Genomic DNA, 24,773 nt, shown 5'->3' with positions numbered 1-24,773 from the left:
CTGGAAGCGGATAAGATGCTCTGGCTTCAAAGTGTTAGAGCGCCCTTTGTGCGTTCGTCTGAACGCCTGGCGCTCCAAGACACGACACCCGGCCGTCGGGGTCATGCCGCCCGCATTTCCGCAAAGAAAAACCGGCCTTGCCCTTGCGGGAACAAAGCCGGTCTCATCCTGTCTTCAATGCCGGCCGTTACAGCAAAATGCCTTCATGCGCGTTTTTTGTGACACTATTGTTTATGCTGACAATCGGCTCGCCACTTTTCTGGTCGCGCTGCACCGAAATCTTGTGCCGCGCGCCGTTGAGCGTCACTTCTGCGGAGTAGCCGTCCCAGGCCGCCGGCAGCACCGGCCGAATGACCAGCTTGTCGCCCTGTCTGCGGATCCCGAGAATACCTTCGACACCGACGCGGTAGAGCCAGCCAGCCGAACCGGTGTACCAGGTCCAGCCGCCGCGTCCCGCCAGATCGCCTTCGCCATAGATATCGGCGGCGACGACATAGGGCTCGACGCGGTAGTGTTCCGCCGCCTCGCGGCTCTGCGCATGCGAGACCGGGTTCAGCATCTGGAAGACGCGCCAGGCTTCTTCCGCCCTGCCCTGTTCGGCGAAGGCCAGCGCCACCCAGGTGGCCGCATGGGTATATTGCCCGCCATTTTCGCGCACGCCGGGCGGATAGGCCTTGATGTAGCCTGGATCCTGCGACGTCCGCTCGAGCGGCGGCGTGAACAGCCGCACGATGTGCTGGTCCGGATCGACCAGTTCGGCCATGACCGCATCCATCGCCTTGAGCGAACGCTGCTCGTCGCCTTCGCCTGAGAGGACGCTCCAGGACTGGCCGATCGAATCGATCCGGCACTCGAGCGCCTCGCTGGTGCCGAGCGGCGTGCCGTCGTCGTAATAGCCGCGACGATAGTAGTCGCCGTCCCAACCGGCGGTGTCGAGCGCCTTCTTCAGGGCTTCGAGATGCGCCTCCCAACGGGTGACGCGTGCCTGGTCCTTACGCTCGCGAGCGTAAGGCAGGAAGCCGCGGAGCGTGCCTGCGAGGAACCATCCAAGCCAGGTGCTGGTGCCCTTTCCGGCAGCACCGACACGGTTCATGCCATCGTTCCAGTCACCGCCGAGGATCAACGGCAGGCCGTTCTCGCCGGTCCGCTTGATCGCGAGGTCGAGCGCACGGGCGCAATGCTCGTAGACGTCGCCGACCTCCTCGGAAATCTCAGGCTTGTAGAAGGCGTCGTGCTGGCCCTCTTCGAGAGCCGGACCGCTGATGAAGGCGATCTGTTCTCTCAGGATGTCGGAGGTACCGGTCACCGAGCAGTAATGCGTAACGGCATGGGCGAGCCAGACGACGTCGTCGGATATCATCGTGCGCACGCCGGCGCCGGTTCCCGGCAGCCACCAGTGCTGCACGTCGCCCTCGACGAACTGACGAGCCGCAGCATTCAGGATCTGCGCCCGGGCAAGCTCCGGCCTGTGGATCAGGAAAGCCAGCGTGTCCTGCAGTTGGTCGCGGAAGCCGAAGGCACCGCTCGCCTGGTAGAAGGCGGAGCGCGCCATGATGCGGCAACCGAGGCTCTGGTAGGGCAGCCAGTTGTTGATCATGGCGTCGAAGGCCGGATCCGGCGTTTCCACCTTCACGATATCGGTGAAATCGCGCCAGAACGTCTTGGCCGCCCCGAGCACCGTGTCGAATGCAGTCTCACGCAACTCACCGAGTACGGCACGAAGCTGATCCTCATTGTCGGCATCGCCGAGAATGAAGGTGACCTGCTGCTCGGCACCGGGTTCGATGGTCAGATCGGACGCAATGACCGCGCAAGGGTCGCCGTCTACGTCGACCGAACCCGAGAGATCGGCACCCGAAAGCACCGCCTGCGGCACGAGGATGCCGCCGAGCGAGCCCAGGAACTCCCGCCGGCTCGCGGTGTAGCCGGCAGCCTGGCCGCCATCGGCGGTGAAGAACGCCGAACGACCGGCATAGTCGATGCTGTAGGGGTTGGTCGCGACCAGCGCTGCTGTCTCCTCATCCCATTTCGAGAGAATGAAGGGCGCCGAGCGGGCGCGATTGTTGCCGAGTACCCATTCGTTGTAGCCGTAGAGCCTCAACCGTCGCGCTGTCGTCGCACGGTTGCGGATCGAGACGCGGACGAGCTTTGCCGGCAGGCTCCGGTGAACCGTATGGGTCGCCTCGATCTCGAGGTCGTCCTGGGTGCTGCGGAAGCGCGAATAGCCGAGCCCATGCGCCGTTTCGAAGACGACGGAGCGGCGACGCGAGAGCGACGCATAGGGCGTCGATACCGAACCACTCTCCATGTCGCGGATGAAGATCGCCTCGCCCGGACGGTTGATGACCGTGTCGTTCGTCCACGGCGTCAACTGGTAGTCGCGCGAATTGCGGCTCCAGGAGAAGGCCGCGCCTTCCGCCGAAACGTGGAAGCCGAACTGCTCGTTGGAGATGACGTTGATCCAGGGCTGCGGCGTCGCTTCGCCGCCACGAAGACGCACGACATACTCGCGACCGCCTTCGGCAAAACCACCGAAGCCGTTCCAGAAGGAAAGGCCATCGCCCTTGATTTCGGCCGGGGCAACGTCTGCCTTCTCCTGCGGCGCCGCCAAAAGCGGTCCCACGAACTCGCCGCTCTTCTCGACACCTTTCACCGGTGCCGGCGAATAGAGCGAGTTGGCGCGGGCGATCTGGTCGGAGATCGTGCCGTTGCGGGCATGGAACACGGCGCGCGAGGCCGACAGCAGGGTCGACCAGGTCTCCGGTTCCATCAGGTCGCGGCGCACCGAGAAGATATGCTGGCGCGGGCCGTCCGAAAGGCCGCGAAGCCTCAGGTTCTCGCACATGGAATCCAGCGCATGCTGCATATCCTGCGCATAGGACGAGGCCCGCTCGTTGATGATGACGAGGTCGGCGGTGATGCCGCGGGCGCGCATATATTCCTGGGCGCGCAGCGCTTCACGTGCGATGCCGAGATCGCCGTCGTCGTTGATGCGGAGGCAGAAGATCGGGTAGTCGCCCGAGATCGCCAGCGGCCAGAGCTTCGACTGGGAGTCGAGGCCTGCCTGCACCGTCGCCGTGTCGGCACGCAGATGCATGTCCGGATAGACGAGGTAGCGGCCGAGCATCTGGAAGCTCGCGGCCTCCTGCGATGTCACGCCGACATGGCGCATCTGCACCTGGCTGCGGGTCCAGGCGTGGATGAGTTCCTGGTTGAAGGTCTCCGGATGGCGATAGCGGTCGNTCGCGCGATCGACCTCCTCGCGGCTCGGCGCAGCGATTGTCCAGAAGACGACGCTGACCTTCTTGCCGGCGGGCACGCGAACGACGCGGCGCAGCGACATGATCGGATCGAGCGTAAAGCCGTCCGTGCCCGAAAGCACTGCGTCCGTGTCGAACGCGGCAGCTTCGGCAAGCGTCCGGCCCGGGCCGATGAAGCGGCGACGGTCGGTCTCCGCTTCCGTATGGCGATCGCTGCCGGCATTGTCGGTGACGAGATGCGCCACTTCCATGTCCGGGTCGCTGGAGCTGCGCTTGTTGCGGCTGACGCGAATGACGTCGCCGCGGCGGCTGATTTCCGTGCGCACGAACATCTTCGAAAAGGCCGGGTGCGCGCTGTCGGCCTCGTCGATCGAAAGCACCGGCTCGGCATAGGAGGTCACTTCGATGAAGCGATCCTGGGTGCCGGTGTTGAGCAGGATGACCCGGCGCCCTTCGGCGTCGTGTTCGGTGGCGACGATGCACTCGACCTCGCTGGTGAGGTCGCCGACGGTCTTGACGAATTCGGCCTTGTCGTCGCCGAAGCGGGTCAGCACCTTCTCGCCGGCCGCACGGCGCGGCTCCGATGTCGCGGACCACCAATCGCCGGTCGTCGTGTCGCGCAGGAAGATGAAGGTGCCGGTGCGGTCCTCGACCGGATCCGGCTTCCAGCGGGTGACGGACTGGCCGTTCCAGCGGGCATAGCCGGCGCCGTTGGCCGTCAGCATGACTGAGTAATGGCCGTTGGAGAGAAACACGGTCTCCCGGTCCTGTGCCAGCGGGTTCTCGATGATGCGGACTTCCGGACGCAGGAGATCGTCCTGACCCTTGCCGACCGATTCCGGCTCGCGCTTGGCATTCATGATCGGGATGTCGCGCGGCGCCTTTTCCTGCAGCAGCAGTTCGGCGGCCTCGATCACCGGATCGGCGTGGAACCACTCGCGCAGACGGCCATTGAAGACGACATTGGCGACAGCCGCGATCGACATGCCATGGTGGTGCGCATAGTAGTTGCGCACGACCGCACACTTCTGGCCCTCGGGCACACGCGTCGGCGTGAAGTCGACGGCATCATGGAAGCCGTAGACACCGAGTGCGCCGACCTCGCGCAGACGTCCGAGGTTGGCGAGCGCCGATTTCGGATCGTACATGCAGGCGAGGATCGAGGCGTAGGGCGCGATGACCGCGTTCTGGCCGAGGCCGCGCTTGAGCCCGAGCGTCGGCACGCCGAAGTTGGTGTACTGGTAGGTGAGCTCGTGGTCGCGCGCGTTGAACGCGGCTTCCGAAATGCCCCAGGGCGTGCCCAGACGGCGGCCGTGGTTGATCTGCTCCTTCACAATCAGATTGTTGGTCTGGTTGAGGATACCGCCCTGCCGCTCCTGCATCACCAGCGGCGGCATGAGATATTCGAACATCGAGCCCGACCAGGAGATCAGCGCGCCGCGCGCGCCGATCGGCACGATCGGACGGCCGAGCTTGTACCAGTGCTCCGTCGGCAAGTCGCCCTTGGCGATGGCAAACAGGCTGGTGAGACGTGCTTCCGAGGCGAGAAGGTCGTAGCAGGCCTCGTCGAGCTCGTTGGCGTTGACCCGGAAGCCGATCGACAGCAGGCGCCGCTCCGGCCGGAACAGGAAGCCGAAATCCATCGAGAAGGCGATGTCGCGGGCGCGATCCTTCAGCACCAGCAGACGCTGGCGCAACGATTCGATCGCACCGAGATCGAAGACACCGTCGGAAATATGGGCTTCGCAGGTGCTGACGAGCGCATTTGCCCACTTCGTCACTTCGGTGCTCTGCGGCGTGCGCACCTCGTGGTCGAGGTTGACGGTGAGCTTGTGCATGTCGCGCGCCAGCACCGCGAGGTTGATCACCCGGATCGACGCGAACTCGCGCTCGCGCTTGACCGCGGCAAGCGCGTTCTGGAAGCCGACGATGCGTTCCTCGATCAGGCGACGCAGCGGCCGGACCGTCTTGCGGTCGTCGGGCAGATCGCGCAACACCTCCTGGAGGATCGCCACCACGTCGCCGATGCCGTCCAGGCTGCCCTGGACATGCGCCGACGGCGCCTCGGCCCAGTCGCGGCACATCGACGATACGGCAATCAGGTGACCGGCAAGGTTGCCGCTGTCGACCGACGAGATGTAGCGCGGCTCCATGGTGTCGAGCGTGTTCGTCCGATACCAGTTGAACAGGTGGCCGCGATACTTCGGCAGGCGGTCGATGGTGGCGATCGTCTGCTCCAGCCGGTTGATCGTCTCCTCGAAGCCGATCCAGCCGAAATCGCGTGCCGACATCACCGACAGCAGGTAGACGCCGATATTCGTCGGCGAGGTGCGCTCGGCCAGGACCGGCTGCGGCGTTTCCTGGAAGTTGTCCGGCGGCAGGAAGTGCTGCTCGGCGGTCACGAAGGTCTCGAAATAACGCCAGGTGCGCCGGGCAATCAGGCGCATCTCGTCGATCGCTTCATCGGAGACGACGAGCTGGTCCTCGGTTTCGGCCGATTGGCTGACGAACCAGGCGACGGCAGGCGAAAGCGCCCAGAGCAGCGCGAAGGGAATGCCGATGAACGGCAGGCCGGTGTCGGAGATCGCGGCAAGCGCCAGCGAAAGCGCCGAAAGCGCCGGCGCGATCCACATGGCGCGGTAGTAATCGCCAATCGTGCCGTGGCCGGCACTCTGCACCTGCGCGGCCGTGCGCCATTCGAGCATCAGCTTGCGGCTGACGAAGGTGCGGTAGAGCGAGCGCGCGATCGCGTCGCCCATCATCGCCGCATTGTGGGCGATGAAGACGATGCGGAGCGCCACTTGTGCATTGGCAGCGCGGACTTCCGTCAGCACCGCGTGAAGGTGGGCGCGGGCGACGATGTCGTTGCGGCGCGGCAGGAGGCCGTTGATCAGCGACAGGGTCGGAGCCACGAACAAGCTGAAGATCAGGACGATCTGCCAGATCAGCGCCTCGGTCGGCTCCATGTAGTACCAGCCCATCACCGAGGCGACGAGCCAGGCAAGCGGGATCAGCGAGCGACGCAGGTTGTCGTACATCTTCCAGCGCCCGAGCATCGACAGCCCGTTCGAGAAATTGAAGATGTAGGGCAGCAGCTGCCAATCGCCACGTGCCCAGCGATGCTGGCGCGACATCTCGACCTCGTAGCGGGTCGGGAAGTCCTCGACGAGCTCGACGTCGGTGACCAGCGCGCAACGCACATAGGAGCCTTCGAGCAGATCGTGGCTGAGAACGGCATTCTCCTGGATCCGGCCTTTCAGCGCCGCCTCGAAGGCGTCGACATGGTAGAGGCCCTTGCCGGTGAAGCTACCTTCGCCGGCGATGTCCTGGTAGACGTCGGAAACGGTGAAGACATAGGGGTCGATGCCGCGGTTGGCCGAGAAGATACGCTGGAAGGCGGAAGCTTCGCTGCCCGTTGTCAGCGACGGCGTCACGCGCGGCTGCAACAGGCTGTAGCCGGCGATCACGTCCTGTGTCTTAGGGTCGACCACCGGACGGTTGATCGGATGGTAGATCTTGCCGACGAGCTTCGTCACCGCATCGCGCATCAGGCGCGTGTCGGAATCGAGCGTCATCACGTACTGCACGTTGTCCGGCACCGTGTTGGCGCCCTGCAGGAACGAGGTGTCGCGATCGCCGCGAAGCAGCATGTTCAGTTCGTGCAGCTTGCCGCGCTTGCGCTCCCAGCCCATCCATACGCCTTCCTGCTCGTTGAACAGGCGGCGGCGATGCAGGAGATGGAAGCGCGTCTTGCCGTCATAGGCGTAGCGCGCCGAAAGCTGGGCGATCTCGCGCTTGGCGTAGTCGAGCACGTCGGAATCGGTGCTCGACTCCTCAACCTTGCTATCGGCCCAGTCGCTGAGCAGCGCGAAATAAATCTCGCCGCGCGGGTTGGCGAGGTAGTGCACCTCGAGATTGCGCACGAGTTCGTCGACATGGTCGCGCTTGGCAATCAGGCAAGGTACGACGACGAGGGTGCGGGCATGCTCGGGAATTCCGTCGAGGAATTCATAGCCGACAAGTCGCGATGGTCTGACGAACAGCGTCACCAGCGTGTTGAACAGGCCCATCGCGCCTTCGGACGCCGGCAGCGCGAACAGAAGCAGCATGATCAGCTTCGCGCCGTTCGGAATATCCATCGGACTGACGAAGGAATAGACGGCGATCATCGCCAGGATCGTCAAGAGGATGTTCGGGCCGGCGATCGCGAACCAGTCGAGCTTGCGGCTGATACGGATGATGGTCTGCAGCAGCGACGGTCGATAGCCGATCTTCTTCTCGAGCACCTTGCGCTGCTTGCCGACGAGGAAGGATCCGACGTTCGGCTCCTGGAGCGGCACCTCGGTCTCGGCCGCAGTCTCCGCCTCGCGCACCATCTCGATGGCGATCTGCGTCACCTCGTATTCGCTGTGACCGGAACGACGCGCGAGCTTCTCGATCGTGTCGCGATACTTGTTGCGCGAGCCGAAATCGAGCGCCGCATAGTCGGAGCCCTCGCGCAGCGCCGCGTCGATCTTGCTGACGCTTTCGAACCAGACAGCCCAGTCGGTATCGTCGATCTCGCGCAGGCTGCGGATGATGTTGCTCATCGTCGCATTGCCGGACGACAGGCGGTTCTGTTCGGCGACCAGCGCGTTTTCGACGTCGCTGCCGCGCCTCTCAAGCTGTTCCTCGATCCAGCCGATGACGGCACCGGAGGTCTGCGAGCCGTCACGCGTGCGGTAGAGCAGTTGCGCGACGAAGGTGTTGTCGGCAGCCAGCGCTTCCGATTCCGCAAGCAGCGCCCGATATTTCTCCGGATCGTTCAGGCGGATGATCTGGTCGGCAATGTCGTTCGCCTTTCGGCGCATGCCGCGCGAGCGCTCGACGCGGATGGCGATCCGGCGGAGGTTCTCGATCAGCACGAAGCGCAGGATCGACGGCAGCGCCCAGAGTTCGCCGATCTTGAAGGTGTCGTGCTTCTGGAAGCCTTCGACCATCGCCGTGATGCTTTCGCGCGTCACCGTGCTGTGGGTATGGGCGACATAGAGCCAGGCGAGCGCCATGGTGCGCGGGATCACCGTGCCGGAAACCGAAAGCGTCGGCAGCTGGCGATAGAACCGGCGCGGGAAATCGCGCCGGACTTCCTGGATCGCCTCTTCGACGACGTGGTGGTTGTCGAGCAGCCATTCGGCGGCCGGCGTGATCGTCGCACCGGCTTCCACGTCCGCAGCGGTCGCCCGGTAGACACGCAGGATCTCGCTCTCGTTTTCGCGATGCCGCGGCCGGAACTCGAACGGGAAGAATCCCGGCAGCGAGGAGGCACCCTTCACTGCGAGATCCTCGCCGCATTGCCGGAGGTCCTCCATCGAGAAGAAGGTGGCGCGGATCGAATCGTTGTAATCGATCTGCTTTGCTTCCGGTTCGCGCGGAGAGGTGGGCGGCGTTGTTTGAAGCTGCATGGGTACGGGTTCTGAATCCAACCGGGGTTGATCGGCCCGGTCCTCGTTGGGTTGCCGGGTTGGCTGCGGACCTGAGAAGTCAGGCTGAGCCGGCGCATTGCTAGACACGGTCATGTGTCCTCCCATCCACCGTCAATTCCCGCATGTGGGGAATTGGCGGTAACAGGCACCGCCCTCGACTGGGCATCGGAGATCGCAAAGCCGGCGGCGCATTGGTTTTCAAGGCCGCGGTGATGCATGAAAATGGCATTTTTTAGCCGTGGTGCCAACAGCTTGCAAGGATTGCTCATACAAGTTCGGACGATTTGCGCACAAACGAATCAAGCCGAAACCGGCCGCTGCGCGCGCCCCCAATGGCACTTCGATACAGCTCTCTCAATTGCCCTCTTCTCAAGCTTCATCGCGAATGGCAGACGAGGCGAAACGTGAAGCGGCGAGGAAGGTTCCCTCGATTTGTAGAAAAGCGTCGATCCGCTCAGCCCACTTGCTCGGTGATCCACTCCCGGAAGGCCAGGCTGATGGGGTTTTCGAGCTTACCCTCGGGCACGGCGAGATAATAGCTGTTTTCCGTCTTCATCGGCCGGTCGAGCACGATGCTCAGCGTGCCGGCGGCAATTTCCTGCTCGATCAGGTAACGTGGCAGCAGCGCGAAACCGAGCCCCGCCGTCGCCGCTTCGATCACCATGGAGAACTGGTCAAAACGGTTGCCGCGATAGGCGCCGCGGCCGTCCATGTCGTTTGCCTCGAACCATTGTGCCCAGAGCTTCGGCCGCGTGGCGAGATGCAGCAACGGGCCGGCGACGAGATCCTCGGGGGTCTCGATCGGATGGTTCGCCAACAGGGCAGGGCTCGCAGCGGGCACGATGATCTCGCTGCACAGATAGCTGCAGGTGGCGCGCGCCCAGACCGGTTGGCCGTAATGAATGGCGAGATCGAAGTTCTGCTCGTCGAAATCGAAGGGCGCGGAACGGGAGGCGATGTTCAGCACCGTATCCGGATGGCGCTTGAGGAAGTCGGGAAGGCGCGGCACCAGCCAGCGGCTGCCGAAAGTCGGGAGCGACGCGATCGAGAGCGTCGAGTCCGCCCGGGCCGAAGCCATGGCGCGCACCATCAGTTCCTCGGTCTGATTGAGGAGACGGCGAACCTCGGGCAGGAACTTCTGGCCGGCATCCGACAGGATCACCCGCTGGCGCACGCGCTCGAACAAAAGCACGCCGAGCTGGTTTTCGAGATCCTTGATCTGCCGGCTGACGGCGCTTTGGGTAAGGTTCAGCTCGGCGGCGGCCTGCGTGAAGCTGCCATGTCGCGCCGCGCATTCGAACGCCTGCAGCGTCGTCACGTCGGGAACCAGCCTGCGGCTTAACTTCATTCCAGCCTCGCATCAACATAGTCAGAAGCAACGCGATCAATGGCCAGTTCGATCGGATATGATCCGAAATGAGAATGACCTTGTCCTTCACCCATAGCGCGAGGCGAGCCCCAGTGAAAGAGAATAGTTTCGTATCGGCCGACGACATCCGTTCGGCCTTTTCCGCAGCCATGTCGGTTATGTACCGCGAAGAGGTGCCGGCCTACGGCACGCTGATGGAACTGGTCGCCAAGGTAAACGACGATACGCTCGCCGCCGATCCGGTCCTGAAGGAGCGTCTGGACGCCACGGATTCGCTCGATCGCATCTCCGAGGAACGCCACGGTGCGATCCGCCTCGGCACACCCGCCGAGCTATCGATGATGCGTCGCGTCTTTGCCGTCATGGGCATGTACCCGGTCGGCTACTACGACCTGTCGACTGCCGGTGTCCCGGTGCACTCGACGGCTTTCCGCCCCGTTGGTGACGCCGCTCTGAAGCGCAATCCCTTCCGCGTTTTCACCTCGCTGCTGCGCCTGGACTTGATCGCTGACGAGAGCCTGCGCGCCGAGTCACAGGCGATCCTCGCCGAGCGCCGGATCTTTACGCCCGTCGCTGTCGAACTGACCGAAAAGGCTGAACGTGACGGCGGTCTCGACAAAGCCGACGCTGAGCGTTTCGTCTCGGAAGTGCTCGAAACCTTCCGCTGGCACGACAAGGCCAATGTCAGCGCCGACATGTACAAGCGTCTGCACGACGCCCATCGTCTGATCGCCGACGTCGTCTCCTTCAAGGGTCCGCACATCAACCACCTGACGCCGCGTACGCTCGACATCGACATGGTGCAGGCGCTGATGCCGGAATACGAAATCGCGCCGAAGGCCGTCGTCGAGGGCCCGCCGACCCGCAAGTGCCCGATCCTTTTGCGCCAGACCTCGTTCAAGGCGCTGGAAGAGCCTGTTTCCTTCAAGGATGCCGACGGCGCCTGGAAGGCCGGCTCCCACACCGCCCGTTTCGGCGAGATCGAACAGCGCGGCATCGCGCTGACCCCGAAAGGCCGCGCGCTCTACGACGACCTGCTCGACGCCTCGCGCAAGATCGTCCGCCCGGCCGCCGACGGCTCCAATGCCCGCGAATACGAAGCAGCCCTCGCCAAGGCTTTTGAGCCCTTCCCGGACACTTGGGCAGGCATCCGCGAAGCCGGCCTCGGCTATTTCAGCTACTCGCTGACCGAGAAGGGCCGCAAGGCCGGCGTCTCCCCGGCGCGTGACATCGAAGCGCTGATCGCGAGCGGTCTCGTCCAGTTCGACGCGATCGTCTACGAAGACTTCCTGCCGGTCAGCGCCGCGGGTATCTTCCAGTCGAACCTCGGCGACGGCGCCCAGCAGGACTTCGTCGCCAGCCCGAACCAGAAGCGCTTCGAAAGCGATCTCGGCGCCACCGTGCTCAACGAATTCGACCACTATGCCGGCATTGAGCAGGCTTCGATCGAAAGCTGCATCCGGGCCTTGACCGGCGCGATCGCTGCGGAATGATGCTTTTCTGATGATCGACAAACGGCACATCGACGCGCTGAGCGGCATCCTTGGAAACAGGGGTGTCGTTACGCGTCCTGAAGACCTGGAAACCTACGAGACCGGCGCGCGCTACGATCGCGGCCGGGCCTCGCTCGTGCTGCGGCCGGCAACGACGGAAGAAGTCTCTGCTGCAGTTGCCTATTGCGTGGCGAACGGCATCGCGCTGATCCCGCAATCCGGCAACACCGGCCTCGTTTCCGGCTCGACCCCGGATCAGTCGGGTGACGAGGCCGTGCTCAGCCTCGACCGGCTGGCGAAGCGCTTCGAGCTCGACCTCGACAATCGCTCGGTGCGGCTCGACGCCGGTTTCCGGCTGTCCGATCTCAACCGGCGGCTGGAAGAGCACGGCCTGTTCTTCCCGATCGATCTCGGCGCCGACCCGCGCATCGGCGGCATGATCGCCACCAATACCGGCGGTTCGCGCTTCCTGAAGTACGGCGACGTACGGCGCAACACCCTCGGCCTCAAGGTCGTACTCGCGGACGAGCACGGCACCGTGCTCGACCTGCAGTGCGACTTGCGCAAGAACAACACCGGCGTTGACTGGAAGCAGCTCTTCGTCGGCACTTCGGGCGCCTTCGGCATCGTCACCGAATGTGTGCTCAACCTCGAACGCCTGCCGCAGCAGACCGCAACCGCCCTGCTGGTTCCGGCCAGCGGCGCCCATGTGATGCCGCTGCTTCGCGCCATGGAAGAGCGTCTCGGCGCCTATCTCTCGGCTTTCGAGGGCATGTCGAAGAACGCCGTCAAGGCCGCCTTTGCCCATGTGCCGTCGCTGAAGAACCCCTTCCAGGGCGGCAACGTTCCTGATTATGTCATCCTCGCCGAGATCAGCCGCACCTGGGGTCCACGCGAAGGCGAACAGTCGCTCGACGCCGTGCTGGAATCGGCACTTGCCGAGATCTGGGAGATGGAGGAGGCGCCGCTCGCCGATGCCTTCGTCGGCCCGCCGCACGAGATCTGGGCGCTGCGCCACGCTCTGTCCGAGGGCGTCAAGCATCTCGGCAAGCTGATCGCCTTCGACGTCTCCTTCCGCAGGGGTGACATCATGGCCTTCTGCGACCATATGAAGGCCGAAATGCCGGCGAAATTCCCTGATGTGACCGTCTGCGACTTCGGCCATATCGGCGACGGCGGCGTGCACTTCAACCTCGTCGTGCCGAAGGACAGCGACCTTCTCAAGGACGAGACCTTCGAATCCCGGCTGCGCGAATGGGTTTTCGCGGTCGCCGTTGAGGAGTATCACGGCAGCTTCAGCGCGGAACATGCGATCGGCCGCCGCAACCAGGCCTATTACGACATTTATACACCAGACAAACTCAAGGACATGGCCGCAGGCCTGAAGACGCTCACCTCGCCGGGAAAGCTCGGCAGCGTGCGCTTCGGATAGGTCAAGCCAGGAAAACGGGAGTCAGACCATGAACATCGCAACCAAAAAAGTCGACGTGACCAAGGAAGCCGCAGCGCTTCTCGAAAAGATGGGCGTCGCCAAGGAACTCTACACCGGCGGCGACATGCCGTCCTACAGCCCGGTCACCGGCGAGAAGATCGGCAACCTCAAGACGGTTTCGGCTGCGGAAGCCGCCGCCAAGATCGAAAAGGCTCATGAAGCCTTCAGGGCCTGGCGCCTGGTTCCGGCACCGAAGCGCGGCGAACTGATCCGCCTGCTCGGCGAAGAACTGCGCGCCTTCAAGGCCGACCTCGGCCGCCTGGTTTCGATCGAAGCCGGCAAGATCACCTCCGAAGGCCTCGGCGAAGTCCAGGAAATGATCGACATCTGCGATTTCGCCGTCGGTCTTTCCCGCCAGCTATACGGCCTGACGATCGCCACCGAGCGCCCCGGCCACCGCATGATGGAAACCTGGCATCCGCTGGGCGTCGTCGGCGTCATCTCGGCCTTCAACTTCCCGGTCGCCGTCTGGTCGTGGAACACGGCGCTGGCGCTCGTCTGCGGCAACTCCGTCGTCTGGAAGCCGTCGGAAAAGACCCCGCTCACGGCGCTTGCCTCGCAGGCAATCTTCGAGCGTGCTCTCGCCCGCTTCGGCGATGCGCCGGAAGGCCTGTCGCAGGTTCTCATCGGCGACCGCACCGTCGGCGAAGTCCTCGTCGACAACCCGAAGGTTCCGCTCGTTTCGGCGACCGGTTCCACCCGCATGGGCCGCGACGTCGGCCCGCGCCTTGCCAAGCGTTTTGCCCGCGCCATCCTCGAACTCGGCGGCAACAATGCCGGCATCGTCTGCCCCTCGGCCGATCTCGACATGGCCTTGCGCGCCATCGCCTTCGGCGCCATGGGCACCGCCGGCCAGCGTTGCACCACCATGCGTCGTCTCTTCGTGCACGAGAGCGTCTATGACCAGCTCGTTCCGCGTCTGAAGAAGGCCTATGGCTCGGTCTCGGTCGGCAACCCGCTGGAATCGACCGCCCTCGTCGGCCCGCTCGTCGACAAGGCTGCTTTCGACAGCATGCAGAAGGCAATCGGCGAAGCCAAGACCCATGGCGGCACCGTCACCGGAGGCGAACGCGTCGAGCTCGGCTATGAAAACGGCTACTATGCCAAGCCGGCCCTCGTCGAAATGCCGAAGCAGGCTGGCCCGGTGCTCGAAGAGACCTTCGCGCCGATCCTCTACGTCATGAAGTACAGCGACTTCGACGCCGTCGTTGCCGACCACAATGCGGTCGCGGCCGGCCTGTCCTCGTCGATCTTCACCCGCGACATGCAGGAATCGGAACGGTTCCTGGCCGTCGACGGCTCGGATTGCGGTATCGCCAACGTCAACATCGGCACCTCGGGTGCTGAAATCGGCGGCGCCTTCGGCGGCGAAAAGGAAACCGGCGGCGGCCGCGAATCCGGTTCGGACTCGTGGAAGGCCTACATGCGCCGCGCCACCAACACGGTGAACTATTCGAAGGCTCTGCCGCTGGCGCAGGGCGTGTCGTTCGACATCGAATAATCGGCGCACTTAAATAGGGTTCGACCATGACCATCAATCAAACGGTCAAGGAGGCGGGCTTTCAGCCCGCCTCGCGGATCTCCTCGATCGGAGTCTCCGAAATCCTGAAAATCGGCGCCCGCGCGCAAGCGATGAAGCGCGAAGGCAAGCCGGTCATCATCCTCGGTGCGGGCGAGCCCGACTTCGACACGCCCGACTACGTCAAGGATGCCGCCTGCGAGGCGATCAAGCGCGGCGACACCAAGTACACCGCGCTCGACGGCACGCCGGACCTGAAGAAGGCAATCCGCGAAAAGTTCCAGCGTGAAAACGGCCTTGCCTACGAGCAGGACGAGATCACGGTGGCAACGGGCGCCAAGCAGATCCTGTTCAACGCCATGATGGCGTCGATCAATCCCGGCGACGAAGTGATCATCCCGACGCCCTACTGGACCTCCTATTCGGATATCGTCCAGATCTGCGAAGGCAAGCCGGTTCTGATCCCCTGCGACGCCTCCTCCGGTTTCCGCCTGACTGCCGACAAGCTCGAAGCTGCAATTACGCCGAAGACGCGTTGGGTGCTGCTCAACTCGCCGTCGAACCCGTCGGGCGCCGCCTACAGCGCTGCCGACTATCGTCCGCTGCTCGACGTGCTCCTGAAGCATCCGCATGTGTGGCTGCTGGTCGACGACATGTATGAGCACATCGTCTATGACGGCTTCCGCTTCGTCACCCCGGCCCAGCTTGAGCCTCGGCTCAAGGACCGGACGCTCACGGTCAACGGTGTCTCCAAGGCCTATGCCATGACCGGCTGGCGCATCGGTTATGCCGGTGGCCCGCGCGACCTGATCAAGGCTATGGCCGTGGTCCAGAGCCAGGCAACCTCCTGCCCCTCCTCCGTCAGCCAGGCCGCTTCCGTCGCCGCGCTCACCGGGCCGCAGGAATTCTTGAAGGAACGCACGGCCAGCTTCCAGCGTCGCCGCGACCTGGTCGTCCATGGCCTCAACGCCATCGACGGTCTCGACTGCCGCGTTCCGGAAGGTGCCTTCTACACCTTCTCCGGCTGCGCCGGCATGCTCGGCAAGGTCACGCCCTCGGGCAAGAGGATCGAGACGGATACGGACTTCTGCGCCTACCTGCTCGACGATGCCCACGTCGCCGTCGTTCCCGGCTCGGCCTTCGGCCTTTCGCCGTTCTTCCGCATCTCCTATGCGACCTCGGAAGCGGAACTGAAGTTAGCGTTGACGCGCATCGCCGACGCCTGCGCGCGGCTTTCGTAACGTACTGCGGACGGCGCCCCGGCGCCGTCCGTCCTCAAAACGTCGGCGGCGTACAGGCGCTGATCACCTCGCAAGGCACCGGCCCGACGCAGCGAAAGCGATGCGGCCGCCGGCTCTCAAAGTAATACGCATCCCCCGGCCCCAGTATCCGCCGCTCGTCATCGACGGTGACCTCGATGCGGCCCGAGAGTACGATGCCTCCCTCCTCGCCATCATGCACCAGCGGCACCTTTCCGGTGTCGGCGCCCGGCTGGTAACATTCCTTCAGGATCTGCAGGCTGCGGCCAAAGAGGTTTTCGCCGATCTGCCGGTAGGAAATCGGCCCCTTGCCGATTTCGACCAGTTCCTCCGCTGCATAAAACGCTTTGCGCGGCTTCTCCGGCTCGAAGGAGAAGAACTCGGCAAGCCCGATCGGTATGCCGTCGAGAATGCGCTTCAGCGCGCCGACGGACGGATTGGAGGCGTTCGATTCGATCAGCGAGATCGTCGAGTTGGTGACGCCGGCGCGCTTGGCGAGTTCGCGTTGCGACAGATTGTGCATGAGCCTCAGATGGCGAAGCCGGTTTCCGATGTCGACTGTCATGCAGATCAAACCTTGGTGTTCAGGTTGTTCGAAATAGCGCAAACACACTGCATCGACCCGATGAAATTCAATGAGTTAAGTGACAGCAGAAAAGGACTTGTTTGGCAAATCAAATCATGGCGTCAATCGCCGACTTCAGGAGGATGCCATGAACCAGCACACCAAACCCAACGCTCCCGTACTCGACAGCTATTGGATGCCCTTTACCGCCAACCGGCAATTCAAACAGGCACCGCGCCTGCTCGCCTCGGCCGAGGGCATGCACTACACCAGCACCGATGGCCGCACGATCCTCGACGGCACCGCCGGCCTCTGGTGCGTCAATGCCGGCCATGGTCGCCGCCAGATTGCCGCTGCCGTCGAGCGCCAGCTGTCGACCATGGATTTCGCGCCCTCCTTCCAGATGGGCCACCCGATCGCCTTCGATTTCGCCGAACGTCTCGCCGAGATCGCTCCGGGTCCTGAGGGCCAGAAGCTTGACCGCGTGTTCTTCACCGGCTCCGGCTCGGAATCGGTCGACACCGCCCTGAAGATCGCGATCGCCTATCAGCGCGCGATTGGCCAGGGCACCCGCACCCGCCTGATCGGCCGTGAGCGTGGATATCACGGTGTCGGCTTTGGCGGCATTTCGGTCGGCGGCATCCTCAACAACCGCCGCGTCTTCCCGCAGCTTCCCGGTTCGGACCACCTTCGCCACACCCACGACCTCGCCAAGAACGCCTTCGTCAAGGGCCAGCCGGAGCACGGCGCCGAACTTGCCGATGATCTCGAGCGGCTGGTGGCGCTGCACGGCGCCGAAACCATCGCCGCCTGCATCGTCGAACCGGTCGCCGGCTCGACCGGCGTGCTCATCCCGCCGAAGGGTTACCTGGAACGCCTGCGCGCCATCTGCGACAAGCACGGCATCCTCCTGATCTTCGACGAAGTCATCACCGGCTTCGGCCGCTTGGGCGCCCCCTTTGCGACGGATTTCTTCGGCGTCACGCCCGATCTGGTGACGACCGCCAAGGGGCTTACCAACGGCGCGATCCCGATGGGCGCTGTCTTTGCCAGCCGCAAGGTGCACGATGCTCTGATGCATGGTCCGGAAAACGCGATCGAGCTCTTCCACGGCTACACGTACTCCGGCCACCCGGCCGCTTGCGCCGCCGGCATCGCCACGCTCGACATCTACCGCGACGAGGGCCTGATGACCTGCGCTGTCGAGCTGCAGGACGCCTGGCACGATGCCATGCATTCCATGAAGGGCCTGCCAAACGTCATCGACATCCGCACGATCGGCCTGATTGCCGGCATCGAGCTGCAGTCGCGCGACGGCGCTGTCGGCGCCCGCGCCTATGACGTCTTCGTCGATTGCTTCGAAAAGGGTCTGCTGATCCGCGTCACCGGCGACATCATCGCCTTCTCGCCGCCGCTGATCGCCGAAGAGAAGCATTTCGCCGAGATCGTTTCGATCCTTGGCGATGCGCTGAAGCGCGCCAAGTAAGTCAAAGCGAAGCAAGTCAAAACAGCGCCGCCGCCGCGGATATCGGCGGCGGCGTTTGCATTTCACATGCGGCGCCGAATCCGGCTAACATCTCTGCGAGAAAGCCGCGTCCTAGCGGATCAGCAGCGCCCGGAAATCGTTGACGTTCGTTCCGGTCGGTCCGGGCGCGAAGAGATCACCACTCGCGGCAAAGGCCGACCAGGCATCATGGCGGGCGAGGTGCAGGCGCGGATCGATGCCGGCCGCCCGCATGCGGGTTATGCTCTCACCGTCGGCAAAGGCGCCGGCATTATCCTCGGAACCGTCGATTCCATCCGTATCGGCGGCAAGCGCATCGATGCCATCCACGCCGTCGATGTCGAGCGCCAGCGACAGCAGCAATTCGCTGTTGCGCCCACCCTTTCCGTAGTCCTTGCCTGAGATCGTCACGGTCGTCTCGCCGCCGGAAAGCAGCACCACCGGCTTTTCGAAGGGGCGGCTCCTGAGCGCCACCTCACGAGCGAGCGCCGCATGCATACGGCCGATATCACGCGCCTCTCCCTCGATCGCATCGGATAGAATGCGCGCCTCGATGCCGAGTTCGCGCGCCTTGGCCGCGGCCGCTTCGAGAGACACGCTCGCCGAAGCGATCACGTGGCATTCATGTCCGGCAAAACGCAGATCGTCCGGATCGGGCGCTCTTGCCGCTTCCGAGCGCAGATGCGCCATCACCCCATCGGGCAGCGCCATGCGGTAACGGGCAACGATATCAAGTGCCTCCGCCGCCGTAGTGCGATCCGGAACGGTCGGGCCGGAGGCGACGAACGCCGGATTGTCGCCGGGCACGTCGGAGACCACCAGGCTGACGACACGCGCCGGGAAAGCCGCCGCAGCGAGCCGACCGCCCTTGATGCGCGACACGTGCTTGCGGACCACATTCATCGCTGAGATCGGTGCACCGGAAGCAAGGAGCGCTTTGTTGACCGCAATCTCGTCGGCAAGCGTCAAGCCTTCAGGCGGCGCCGGCAGCAGGGCCGAGCCGCCGCCGGAAACCAGCGCAACCACGAGATCGTCGGCTGTCAGGTTGGAGACGGCGTAAAGCAGCACGCTCGAGGCCGCGAGGCCGGCTTCGTCCGGCACAGGGTGGGCCGATTGCAGCACCGTGATCCGCTCGCAATGTTCGATCGGGCCGTGTCGTGCCACCACCGTCCCGCTCAACGGATGCTTCCAGAGCCGCTCAAAGGCGGCCGCCATCTGGCTCGCCGCCTTGCCGGCGCCGACGACCACGGTCCGCCCCTTTGGCGGATCGGGCAGATGCGCCTTGATTGCCTCATAGGGGTCGGCGGCTCTTACGGCTTCCTCGAATAGCCGGGTCAGGAACGGGCGCGCTTCGAGCATGATCGTCACTCAATCGGCAATTTCGAGGTCGTAGACGAAGATACCGGCAACGCCGCCTTCGGCCGCAGCGACGATCTTGGCGCCGGTCTTGCGGTGCGCCTCGTCTTCCAGGTAGGCGTCGCGGGCCGCCGCATCGGTGAAGTCGACGATGAAACCTAGGCCATGGCCCTTGTCCATGCCCACTTCCGGGCTGACATTGCCACCGATATGGGCTGCCATGAAACCCGGCAACCGTGATTTCAGCGCGACGATCTCGTCGAAGATCGTTGCTTTCTCCTCCTCGGAGATTTCGGGGCGGAAGCGGATGAAGACGCAATGGCGGATCATGGGGACCTCAACGGATATCGGCGCGGGCGCGCGGGCGGCTGTCGTTACGTTCGTGGGCAAAGATGGCAGGCGGCAGGGGCTGGCGCTCGCGAATGATGTCGGCGCCCTTCTCCCCCATCATGATCGTCGGCCCGTTGGTGTTGCAAGAGGGAACGCGCGGCATCACCGAGCTGTCGCAGACGCGCAGTCCCTCCAGCCCCCGCACCTTGAGATCGAGGTCGACCACCGCCATGGCGTCCGTCCCCATCTTGCAGGTTCCGACGGGGTGGTGATCCGTCTTGGCATTGGCGCAGCCGTAGTCGAAGAACTGTTCATCGCTGATGACCGAATTGCCGGGAAGACGTTCCGCCATCACGAAAGGCTTCAGCGCCGCCTGCTGCATGATCTCGCGGGCGATCTTTAGCCCCTCGATCGACATCTTGCGATCGTGCGGATCCTCCCAATAGTTGGGGTCGATGAGCGGCGCTGCCGCCGGATCCGAGGACGAAAGCCGGACCGTGCCGCGTGAGCGCGGATGCAGATAGGCGGAATTGAGCGTCACGCCGGCGTTCTTCAGCTTTTCGACGCCGGCCTCGATGCCGGAGCCAAGCCCCAGATGGAACTGGATATCCGGCGAGCGCGCATTGGGATCGGCATACCAGAAGCCCCCGGTTTCAAAGAGCGAGGACGCGACCGGACCGGAACGGAACAGCACATATTGCAGCCCGGCCCATAGCGTACGATGAAGTTTCGCCACACCGTCATAGGTGTGGTCGCCGGTGCATTCAGAAATGACGAAGAGATCGAGGTGGTCCTGCAGGTTGCCGCCGACCCCGGGCAGGTCGTGCTTCACCGCGACGCCGACCGACTTCAGGTGATCGGCCGGGCCGATGCCGGACTGTAGCAAGAGCTTTGGCGAACCGATGGCGCCGGAGGAGACAAGCACTTCACGCTCCGCCCGGATGATCTCGCTACCCTTGCCAGTGACGACTTCGACGCCGACGGCGCGGGTGCCCTCAAGCACGATCCGCGCGACGCGCGCGCCGGTCCGGACCGTGAGGTTGCGGCGGTCCTTGATCGGCGAAAGATAGGCAAGCGATGCGCTCGAGCGGCGACGGTTGCGCTGGGTGAGCTGGTAGAAGCCGACGCCCGCCTGCTGGCGGCCGTTGAAATCGTGGTTATAGGGAATGCCGAGTTCCTGGCCGGCGCGGATATAGGCGTCACAGATCGGCAGCGCCGAGACCGGCATTGAGACGCCGAGCGGGCCGCCATAGGCGTGATAGTCGTCGGCAAAGCGCTGGTTGTCTTCGCAGCGTTTGAAATAGGGAAGCACGCTGCGATAGTCCCAGCCGGCGCAGCCGTCCTCGGAAGCCCAGAGATCGTAGTCGGCGGCGTTGCCGCGGGTGTAGAGCTGGGCGTTGATCGAGGAGCCGCCGCCAATGACCTTGGCCTGGGTATAGCGCAGCACCCTGCCCTTCATGTGCTTCTGCGGGACGGTCTCCCAGCCCCAGCTGGCAACACCCTTGGTCATCTTGGCAAAGCCGGCCGGCATGTGGAACAGCGGATTCCAGTCGCCGCCACCGGCTTCCAGCAGCAGCACGCGAACCGACGGATCCTCGGAGAGCCGGTTGGCAAGAACGCAGCCGGCCGGGCCGGCACCGGTGATGATGTAGTCGTAGCTCATTCCCTGTTTTCCTCCGCCGCCGCCATTTGGAACGTTCCAAATTTTCGACGTGATAACTCCAAACCCTGCCCGCTTGCGAGCGTCCGTAAAATCCTGCCTGTTTCCTAGAGTCGGCCGATCGAAAGGCCGCCATCCGCCTGGATGACGGAACCCGTGGCAAAGCCGAAAGTGCCGCCGGCGAGACCGGCCACCATGTTGCCGATATCCTCCGGCTCGCCCCAACGGCGCATCGGCACCAGCCCGCCATCGATCAGGGTGTCGTATTTCGCCGAGACGCCCGCGGTCATGTCGGAGCGGATGATACCCGGCCGGATCTCGAAGACCGAGATTCCGGTATTGGCGAGCCGGAGCGCCAGCCCCTGGCTGAAGGCGGCAAGCCCGGCCTTGGTCATGCAATAGTCGAGCCGCTCCGGCGAACTCATCGTCGCCGAAACCGAGGTGATGTTGATAATCGACCGTGGCGTCACATCGGCCGGATCGGTCAGCATCGACACCAGAACCGCTTGGGTGAAGAACACCGTGCCGCGCAGGTTGGTGGCGACGATCGTGTCGAAATTCTCCGGCAGCAGGTCGAGGAAATCGCCCCTGACGACCGAGGCGATGCCGGCATTGTTGACGAGGCAGCGGATCGGACCGAGTTCGTTACGGATGCGCTCGACGGTGGCGCCATGCCCGCCGACATCGGCAAGATTGGCCTCGATGTAGATGGCCCGGCCGCGATCGCCCGCAAGTTCGGCAAGCGTCTGGTCCGTGGCAGTGTCTGGAGCGCCGAGACCGGTGATCGCGATGTCGAAACCCTCGCGCGCAAGCGCGCGGGCAACGCCGAGCCCGATGCCGCGGCGGCCGCCGGTGACGATGGCGACGGGACGCGTCGATGACGTCATGATCGGAACTCCTTCGCAACGATATGGTCGGCGACGCGCAGCGCCTGGGCGGCAACCGTCAGCGCCGGATTGACGGCAGCAGACGTGGGCAGGAAGCTCGCGTCGACGACAAAAAGGTTCGGGTGGTCGAAAGCACGGCAATAAACGTCGAGCGGCGCATCCTTCGGGTCCTTGCCCATGCGCACCGTGCCGCACTGGTGCGACGGCGTGCGCTTGTCGAAGGCCTGGGATAGCACGATCGGATAGCCGGCGGCCTTGAAGTGCGCGCGCATCTTCGCTTCGAGCCCGGAAAGTGCCTCCATGTTCGAGCGCCGCCACTGCATGATGATGCCCTTGCCGTCGACCATGATACGACTTTCCGGGTTCGGCAGGTCCTCGGTCATCATGTACCAGTCGACCGCATGACCGGCCATGAAGTCGAAGGCGAAGCGCGGTGCCCAGACCGGCGCATTGGCCTTGAGGATGTCGGCGTTGATCTTGCCGAGCAGCTGGACATTGCCGAGCGGCAAACCGTCCCGGCCGCCGGTCAGGTAATAATCGTTCAGCATCAGCGTCTTCTGGTAGATGCTGTCATTGCGCCGGAACGGATTGATCGCCAGCATGGCGCTGCAATTGTGGTTCATGAAGTTGCGGCCGACCTGGTCGGAAGCGTTTGCCAGCCCCTTGCCGTCGCCGGAGCGCAGCAGGATGGCCGCCGAATTGATCGCGCCCGCCGCCAGGATCACCAGCTTCGGCGACAGCTTCTTCTTCTCGCCCCTGTGGGTATAGTGGATCGCCTCGATCCGGCCGCCCGGCCCCGCCTCCAACGTGTCGACATGGGCCGAGGTGATCAGCTCGATATTGGGGTCCTTCAGGGCGGCCGCAAGCGATGCGGTCTCGGCATCCTTCTTGCCCTTGCCGGTGTTGGGAAATCCGTCCCATGGCGTGCGCCCGCCGGCGAGCCACGTCTCGATATCGACACCGAGCGGCAGCGTCGCCGGGTGCAGTCCCTGCGCCTTCAACTCGGCGCGCGCGCGGGCAATCGCCGGCTCGTCCGGTACCGGGCCGTGAGGATAGGGCGAAGCGTGGAACGGCTCCGTCGGGTCCTGGCCCAGCTCGCCGCGCACCTCGAACAATTGCTCGGCCTTGCCGTACCACGGCTCCAGCTCTTCATAGGCAAAGGGCCAGGCCGGCGAGACGCCGCCAAGGTGCTGCATCTCGGTGAAATCCTCGGCACGGTAGCGCAGGAGCACCGCGCCGAAGAGCTTGGAATTGCCGCCGACGAAGTAGAAATTTCCCGGATTGAACTCGGCACCATCGGGCTCGCGCCACATCTCCTTTGGCCGGAAATGGCCCTTGACGAAGATCGAGCTGTAGCTGCGCGCCTCCGGCGTATCGGGCAGGCGCTCGCCGCGCTCGAGGATGGCGATGCGGGCACCGGAGCCGGCAAGCCCCGCCGCAAGGGTGGAGCCGCCGATACCCGACCCGATGATGACGATGTCCGGCTGCTCCTGCATCGTTCGTTACACGATCCGCTGCTGGCTCTGCGGGTCGAAGAACACCGCCTTGTCGAGGTTGAAGGCAAGGCGCGAGGTCTGGCCGGGGGCGATGCGCGCATCGGCGCGCAGGCGAGCAACGACCTCCTTGCCGCCGAGACGGGTCACCGCGAAAGTGTCCGAACCCGCGGGCTCAACCACCTCGATCAGGCATTCACCTTCGACGATCGCCTTGGCATTGCGGTCGGCCCCGTCAGGATCGGTCAGCGCTTCCGGACGGATGCCGAAGACGACGTCCTTGCCGGCATAGGCGGCGAGTGCGCCGTTATGCGGCACCGCCAGCTTCATCGGCTCGGCGTTCGGGCGCGCGAGCGTGACGGCAACGTCGGAACCGCTCTTTTCGATGCGCGCCGTCAACAGGTTCATGGCCGGCGAGCCCATGAAGTCGGCGACGAACATGTTGGCCGGATTGTTGTAGATCTCCGCCGGCGTTCCGAACTGCTGCAGCACGCCGTCCTTCAAGACCGCGATCTTGGTCGCCAGCGTCATTGCCTCGATCTGGTCGTGCGTGACGTAGACGATCGTCGTCTTCATGCGATGGTGCAGGCGCTTGATCTCCGTGCGCATGTCGACGCGCAGCTTGGCGTCGAGGTTGGACAGCGGCTCGTCGAACAGGAAGACCTGCGGGTTGCGCACCAGCGCACGGCCCATGGCGACGCGCTGGCGCTGACCGCCGGAAAGCTGGCTCGGCTTGCGGTCGAGCAGATGGCCGATCTGCAGCATGTCGGCGACCTGCTTGATCGCCTTTTCGCGCTCGTCCTTCGGCACGCCGCGGATTTCCATGCCGAAGGCGATGTTTCCGGCGACAGTCATGTTCGGATAGAGCGCGTAGGACTGGAACACCATGGCGATATCACGCTTCGACGGATGCAGATCGGCGACCGACCGGCCGTTGATGGCGATCTCGCCTGACGTGATCGGCTCCAGGCCGGCGATGGTGTTGAGCAGGGTCGACTTGCCGCAGCCGGAGGGGCCGACAAGCACGAGGAACCCGCCCTCTTCGATCTCCAGGTTGATGTCCTTCAGGATCTCGAGCGAGCCATAGGATTTGCGCAGGTTGCTGATTTTCAAGAAAGACATGA

General features: G+C 64.1%; 14 protein-coding genes. 5 read left to right on the top strand and 9 right to left on the bottom strand.

Annotated elements, in window-relative coordinates:
* Positions 1 to 187: 187 nt before the first annotated feature.
* Together ndvB and ACTJKM_RS31310 are read right to left on the bottom strand one after the other, a co-directional pair.
* A complete protein-coding gene (gene ndvB, locus ACTJKM_RS31315; RefSeq protein ID WP_440661590.1) occupies positions 188 to 8,815 on the bottom strand; it encodes a cyclic beta-(1,2)-glucan synthase in 8,628 nt (2,875 codons plus the stop codon).
* Between the two features lie 361 nt (positions 8,816 to 9,176).
* Complete coding sequence (locus ACTJKM_RS31310) at positions 9,177 to 10,070, bottom strand: LysR family transcriptional regulator (RefSeq protein ID WP_057254863.1); 894 nt, start codon at positions 10,068 to 10,070, stop codon at positions 9,177 to 9,179.
* A 113-nt stretch (positions 10,071 to 10,183) separates the two neighbouring features.
* Between ACTJKM_RS31310 and hglS the strand changes: the two genes are divergently transcribed.
* Genes hglS through ACTJKM_RS31290 form a run of 4 tightly spaced genes read left to right on the top strand, consistent with a single transcriptional unit; the run spans position 10,184 to position 15,836 of the window.
* Positions 10,184 to 11,584, top strand: a complete 1,401-nt coding sequence (gene hglS / locus ACTJKM_RS31305) for a 2-oxoadipate dioxygenase/decarboxylase HglS (RefSeq protein WP_057254862.1) — start codon at positions 10,184 to 10,186, stop codon at positions 11,582 to 11,584.
* A gap of 10 nt (positions 11,585 to 11,594) precedes the next feature.
* The gene (locus ACTJKM_RS31300; protein ID WP_058328028.1) at positions 11,595 to 13,016 is read left to right on the top strand and encodes an FAD-binding oxidoreductase; all 1,422 of its coding nucleotides are present in this window, start codon (positions 11,595 to 11,597) and stop codon (positions 13,014 to 13,016) included.
* Positions 13,017 to 13,044: 28 nt separating this feature from the next.
* A complete protein-coding gene (gene amaB, locus ACTJKM_RS31295) occupies positions 13,045 to 14,577 on the top strand; it encodes an L-piperidine-6-carboxylate dehydrogenase (protein ID WP_058328029.1) in 1,533 nt (510 codons plus the stop codon).
* Positions 14,578 to 14,603: 26 nt separating this feature from the next.
* Positions 14,604 to 15,836, top strand: a complete 1,233-nt coding sequence (locus ACTJKM_RS31290; protein ID WP_058328030.1) for a pyridoxal phosphate-dependent aminotransferase — start codon at positions 14,604 to 14,606, stop codon at positions 15,834 to 15,836.
* Positions 15,837 to 15,870: 34 nt separating this feature from the next.
* Here ACTJKM_RS31290 and ACTJKM_RS31285 read toward each other — a convergent pair whose 3' ends face one another.
* Positions 15,871 to 16,419, bottom strand: a complete 549-nt coding sequence (locus ACTJKM_RS31285; protein WP_057255083.1) for a cupin domain-containing protein — start codon at positions 16,417 to 16,419, stop codon at positions 15,871 to 15,873.
* Positions 16,420 to 16,567: 148 nt separating this feature from the next.
* On the opposite strand from ACTJKM_RS31285, the gene ACTJKM_RS31280 reads away from it, so the two are divergent.
* The gene (locus ACTJKM_RS31280; RefSeq protein ID WP_058328031.1) at positions 16,568 to 17,905 is read left to right on the top strand and encodes an aspartate aminotransferase family protein; all 1,338 of its coding nucleotides are present in this window, start codon (positions 16,568 to 16,570) and stop codon (positions 17,903 to 17,905) included.
* Positions 17,906 to 18,016: 111 nt separating this feature from the next.
* Here ACTJKM_RS31280 and ACTJKM_RS31275 read toward each other — a convergent pair whose 3' ends face one another.
* The 6 genes from ACTJKM_RS31275 to ACTJKM_RS31250 form a co-directional block, all read right to left on the bottom strand.
* The gene (locus tag ACTJKM_RS31275) at positions 18,017 to 19,282 is read right to left on the bottom strand and encodes a glycerate kinase type-2 family protein (RefSeq protein ID WP_057255082.1); all 1,266 of its coding nucleotides are present in this window, start codon (positions 19,280 to 19,282) and stop codon (positions 18,017 to 18,019) included.
* A gap of 9 nt (positions 19,283 to 19,291) precedes the next feature.
* Positions 19,292 to 19,609, bottom strand: coding sequence for a Dabb family protein (locus ACTJKM_RS31270; protein WP_057254857.1), 318 nt, complete (start codon positions 19,607 to 19,609; stop codon positions 19,292 to 19,294).
* Positions 19,610 to 19,616: 7 nt separating this feature from the next.
* Positions 19,617 to 21,272 (bottom strand): GMC family oxidoreductase, encoded by a 1,656-nt coding sequence (locus ACTJKM_RS31265; RefSeq protein WP_058328032.1) that lies wholly within the window; start codon positions 21,270 to 21,272, stop codon positions 19,617 to 19,619.
* 104 nt (positions 21,273 to 21,376) lie between these two features.
* The gene (locus ACTJKM_RS31260) at positions 21,377 to 22,156 is read right to left on the bottom strand and encodes a 3-ketoacyl-ACP reductase (RefSeq protein WP_058328033.1); all 780 of its coding nucleotides are present in this window, start codon (positions 22,154 to 22,156) and stop codon (positions 21,377 to 21,379) included.
* On the bottom strand, positions 22,153 to 23,652 hold the full coding sequence (locus ACTJKM_RS31255; protein WP_058328034.1) for an FAD-dependent oxidoreductase: 1,500 nt from the start codon (positions 23,650 to 23,652) through the stop codon (positions 22,153 to 22,155). Before ACTJKM_RS31255 ends, ACTJKM_RS31260 begins: the two co-directional genes overlap by 4 nt.
* A gap of 6 nt (positions 23,653 to 23,658) precedes the next feature.
* On the bottom strand, positions 23,659 to 24,771 hold the full coding sequence (locus tag ACTJKM_RS31250) for an ABC transporter ATP-binding protein (RefSeq protein WP_058328035.1): 1,113 nt from the start codon (positions 24,769 to 24,771) through the stop codon (positions 23,659 to 23,661).
* Positions 24,772 to 24,773 lie beyond the last annotated feature (2 nt).

It is taken from the genome of Ensifer sp. 22460, assembly GCF_052044935.1.
Classification (GTDB): Bacteria; Pseudomonadota; Alphaproteobacteria; order Rhizobiales; family Rhizobiaceae; genus Ensifer.
This window is presented reverse-complemented; position numbering and strand designations above follow the sequence as displayed.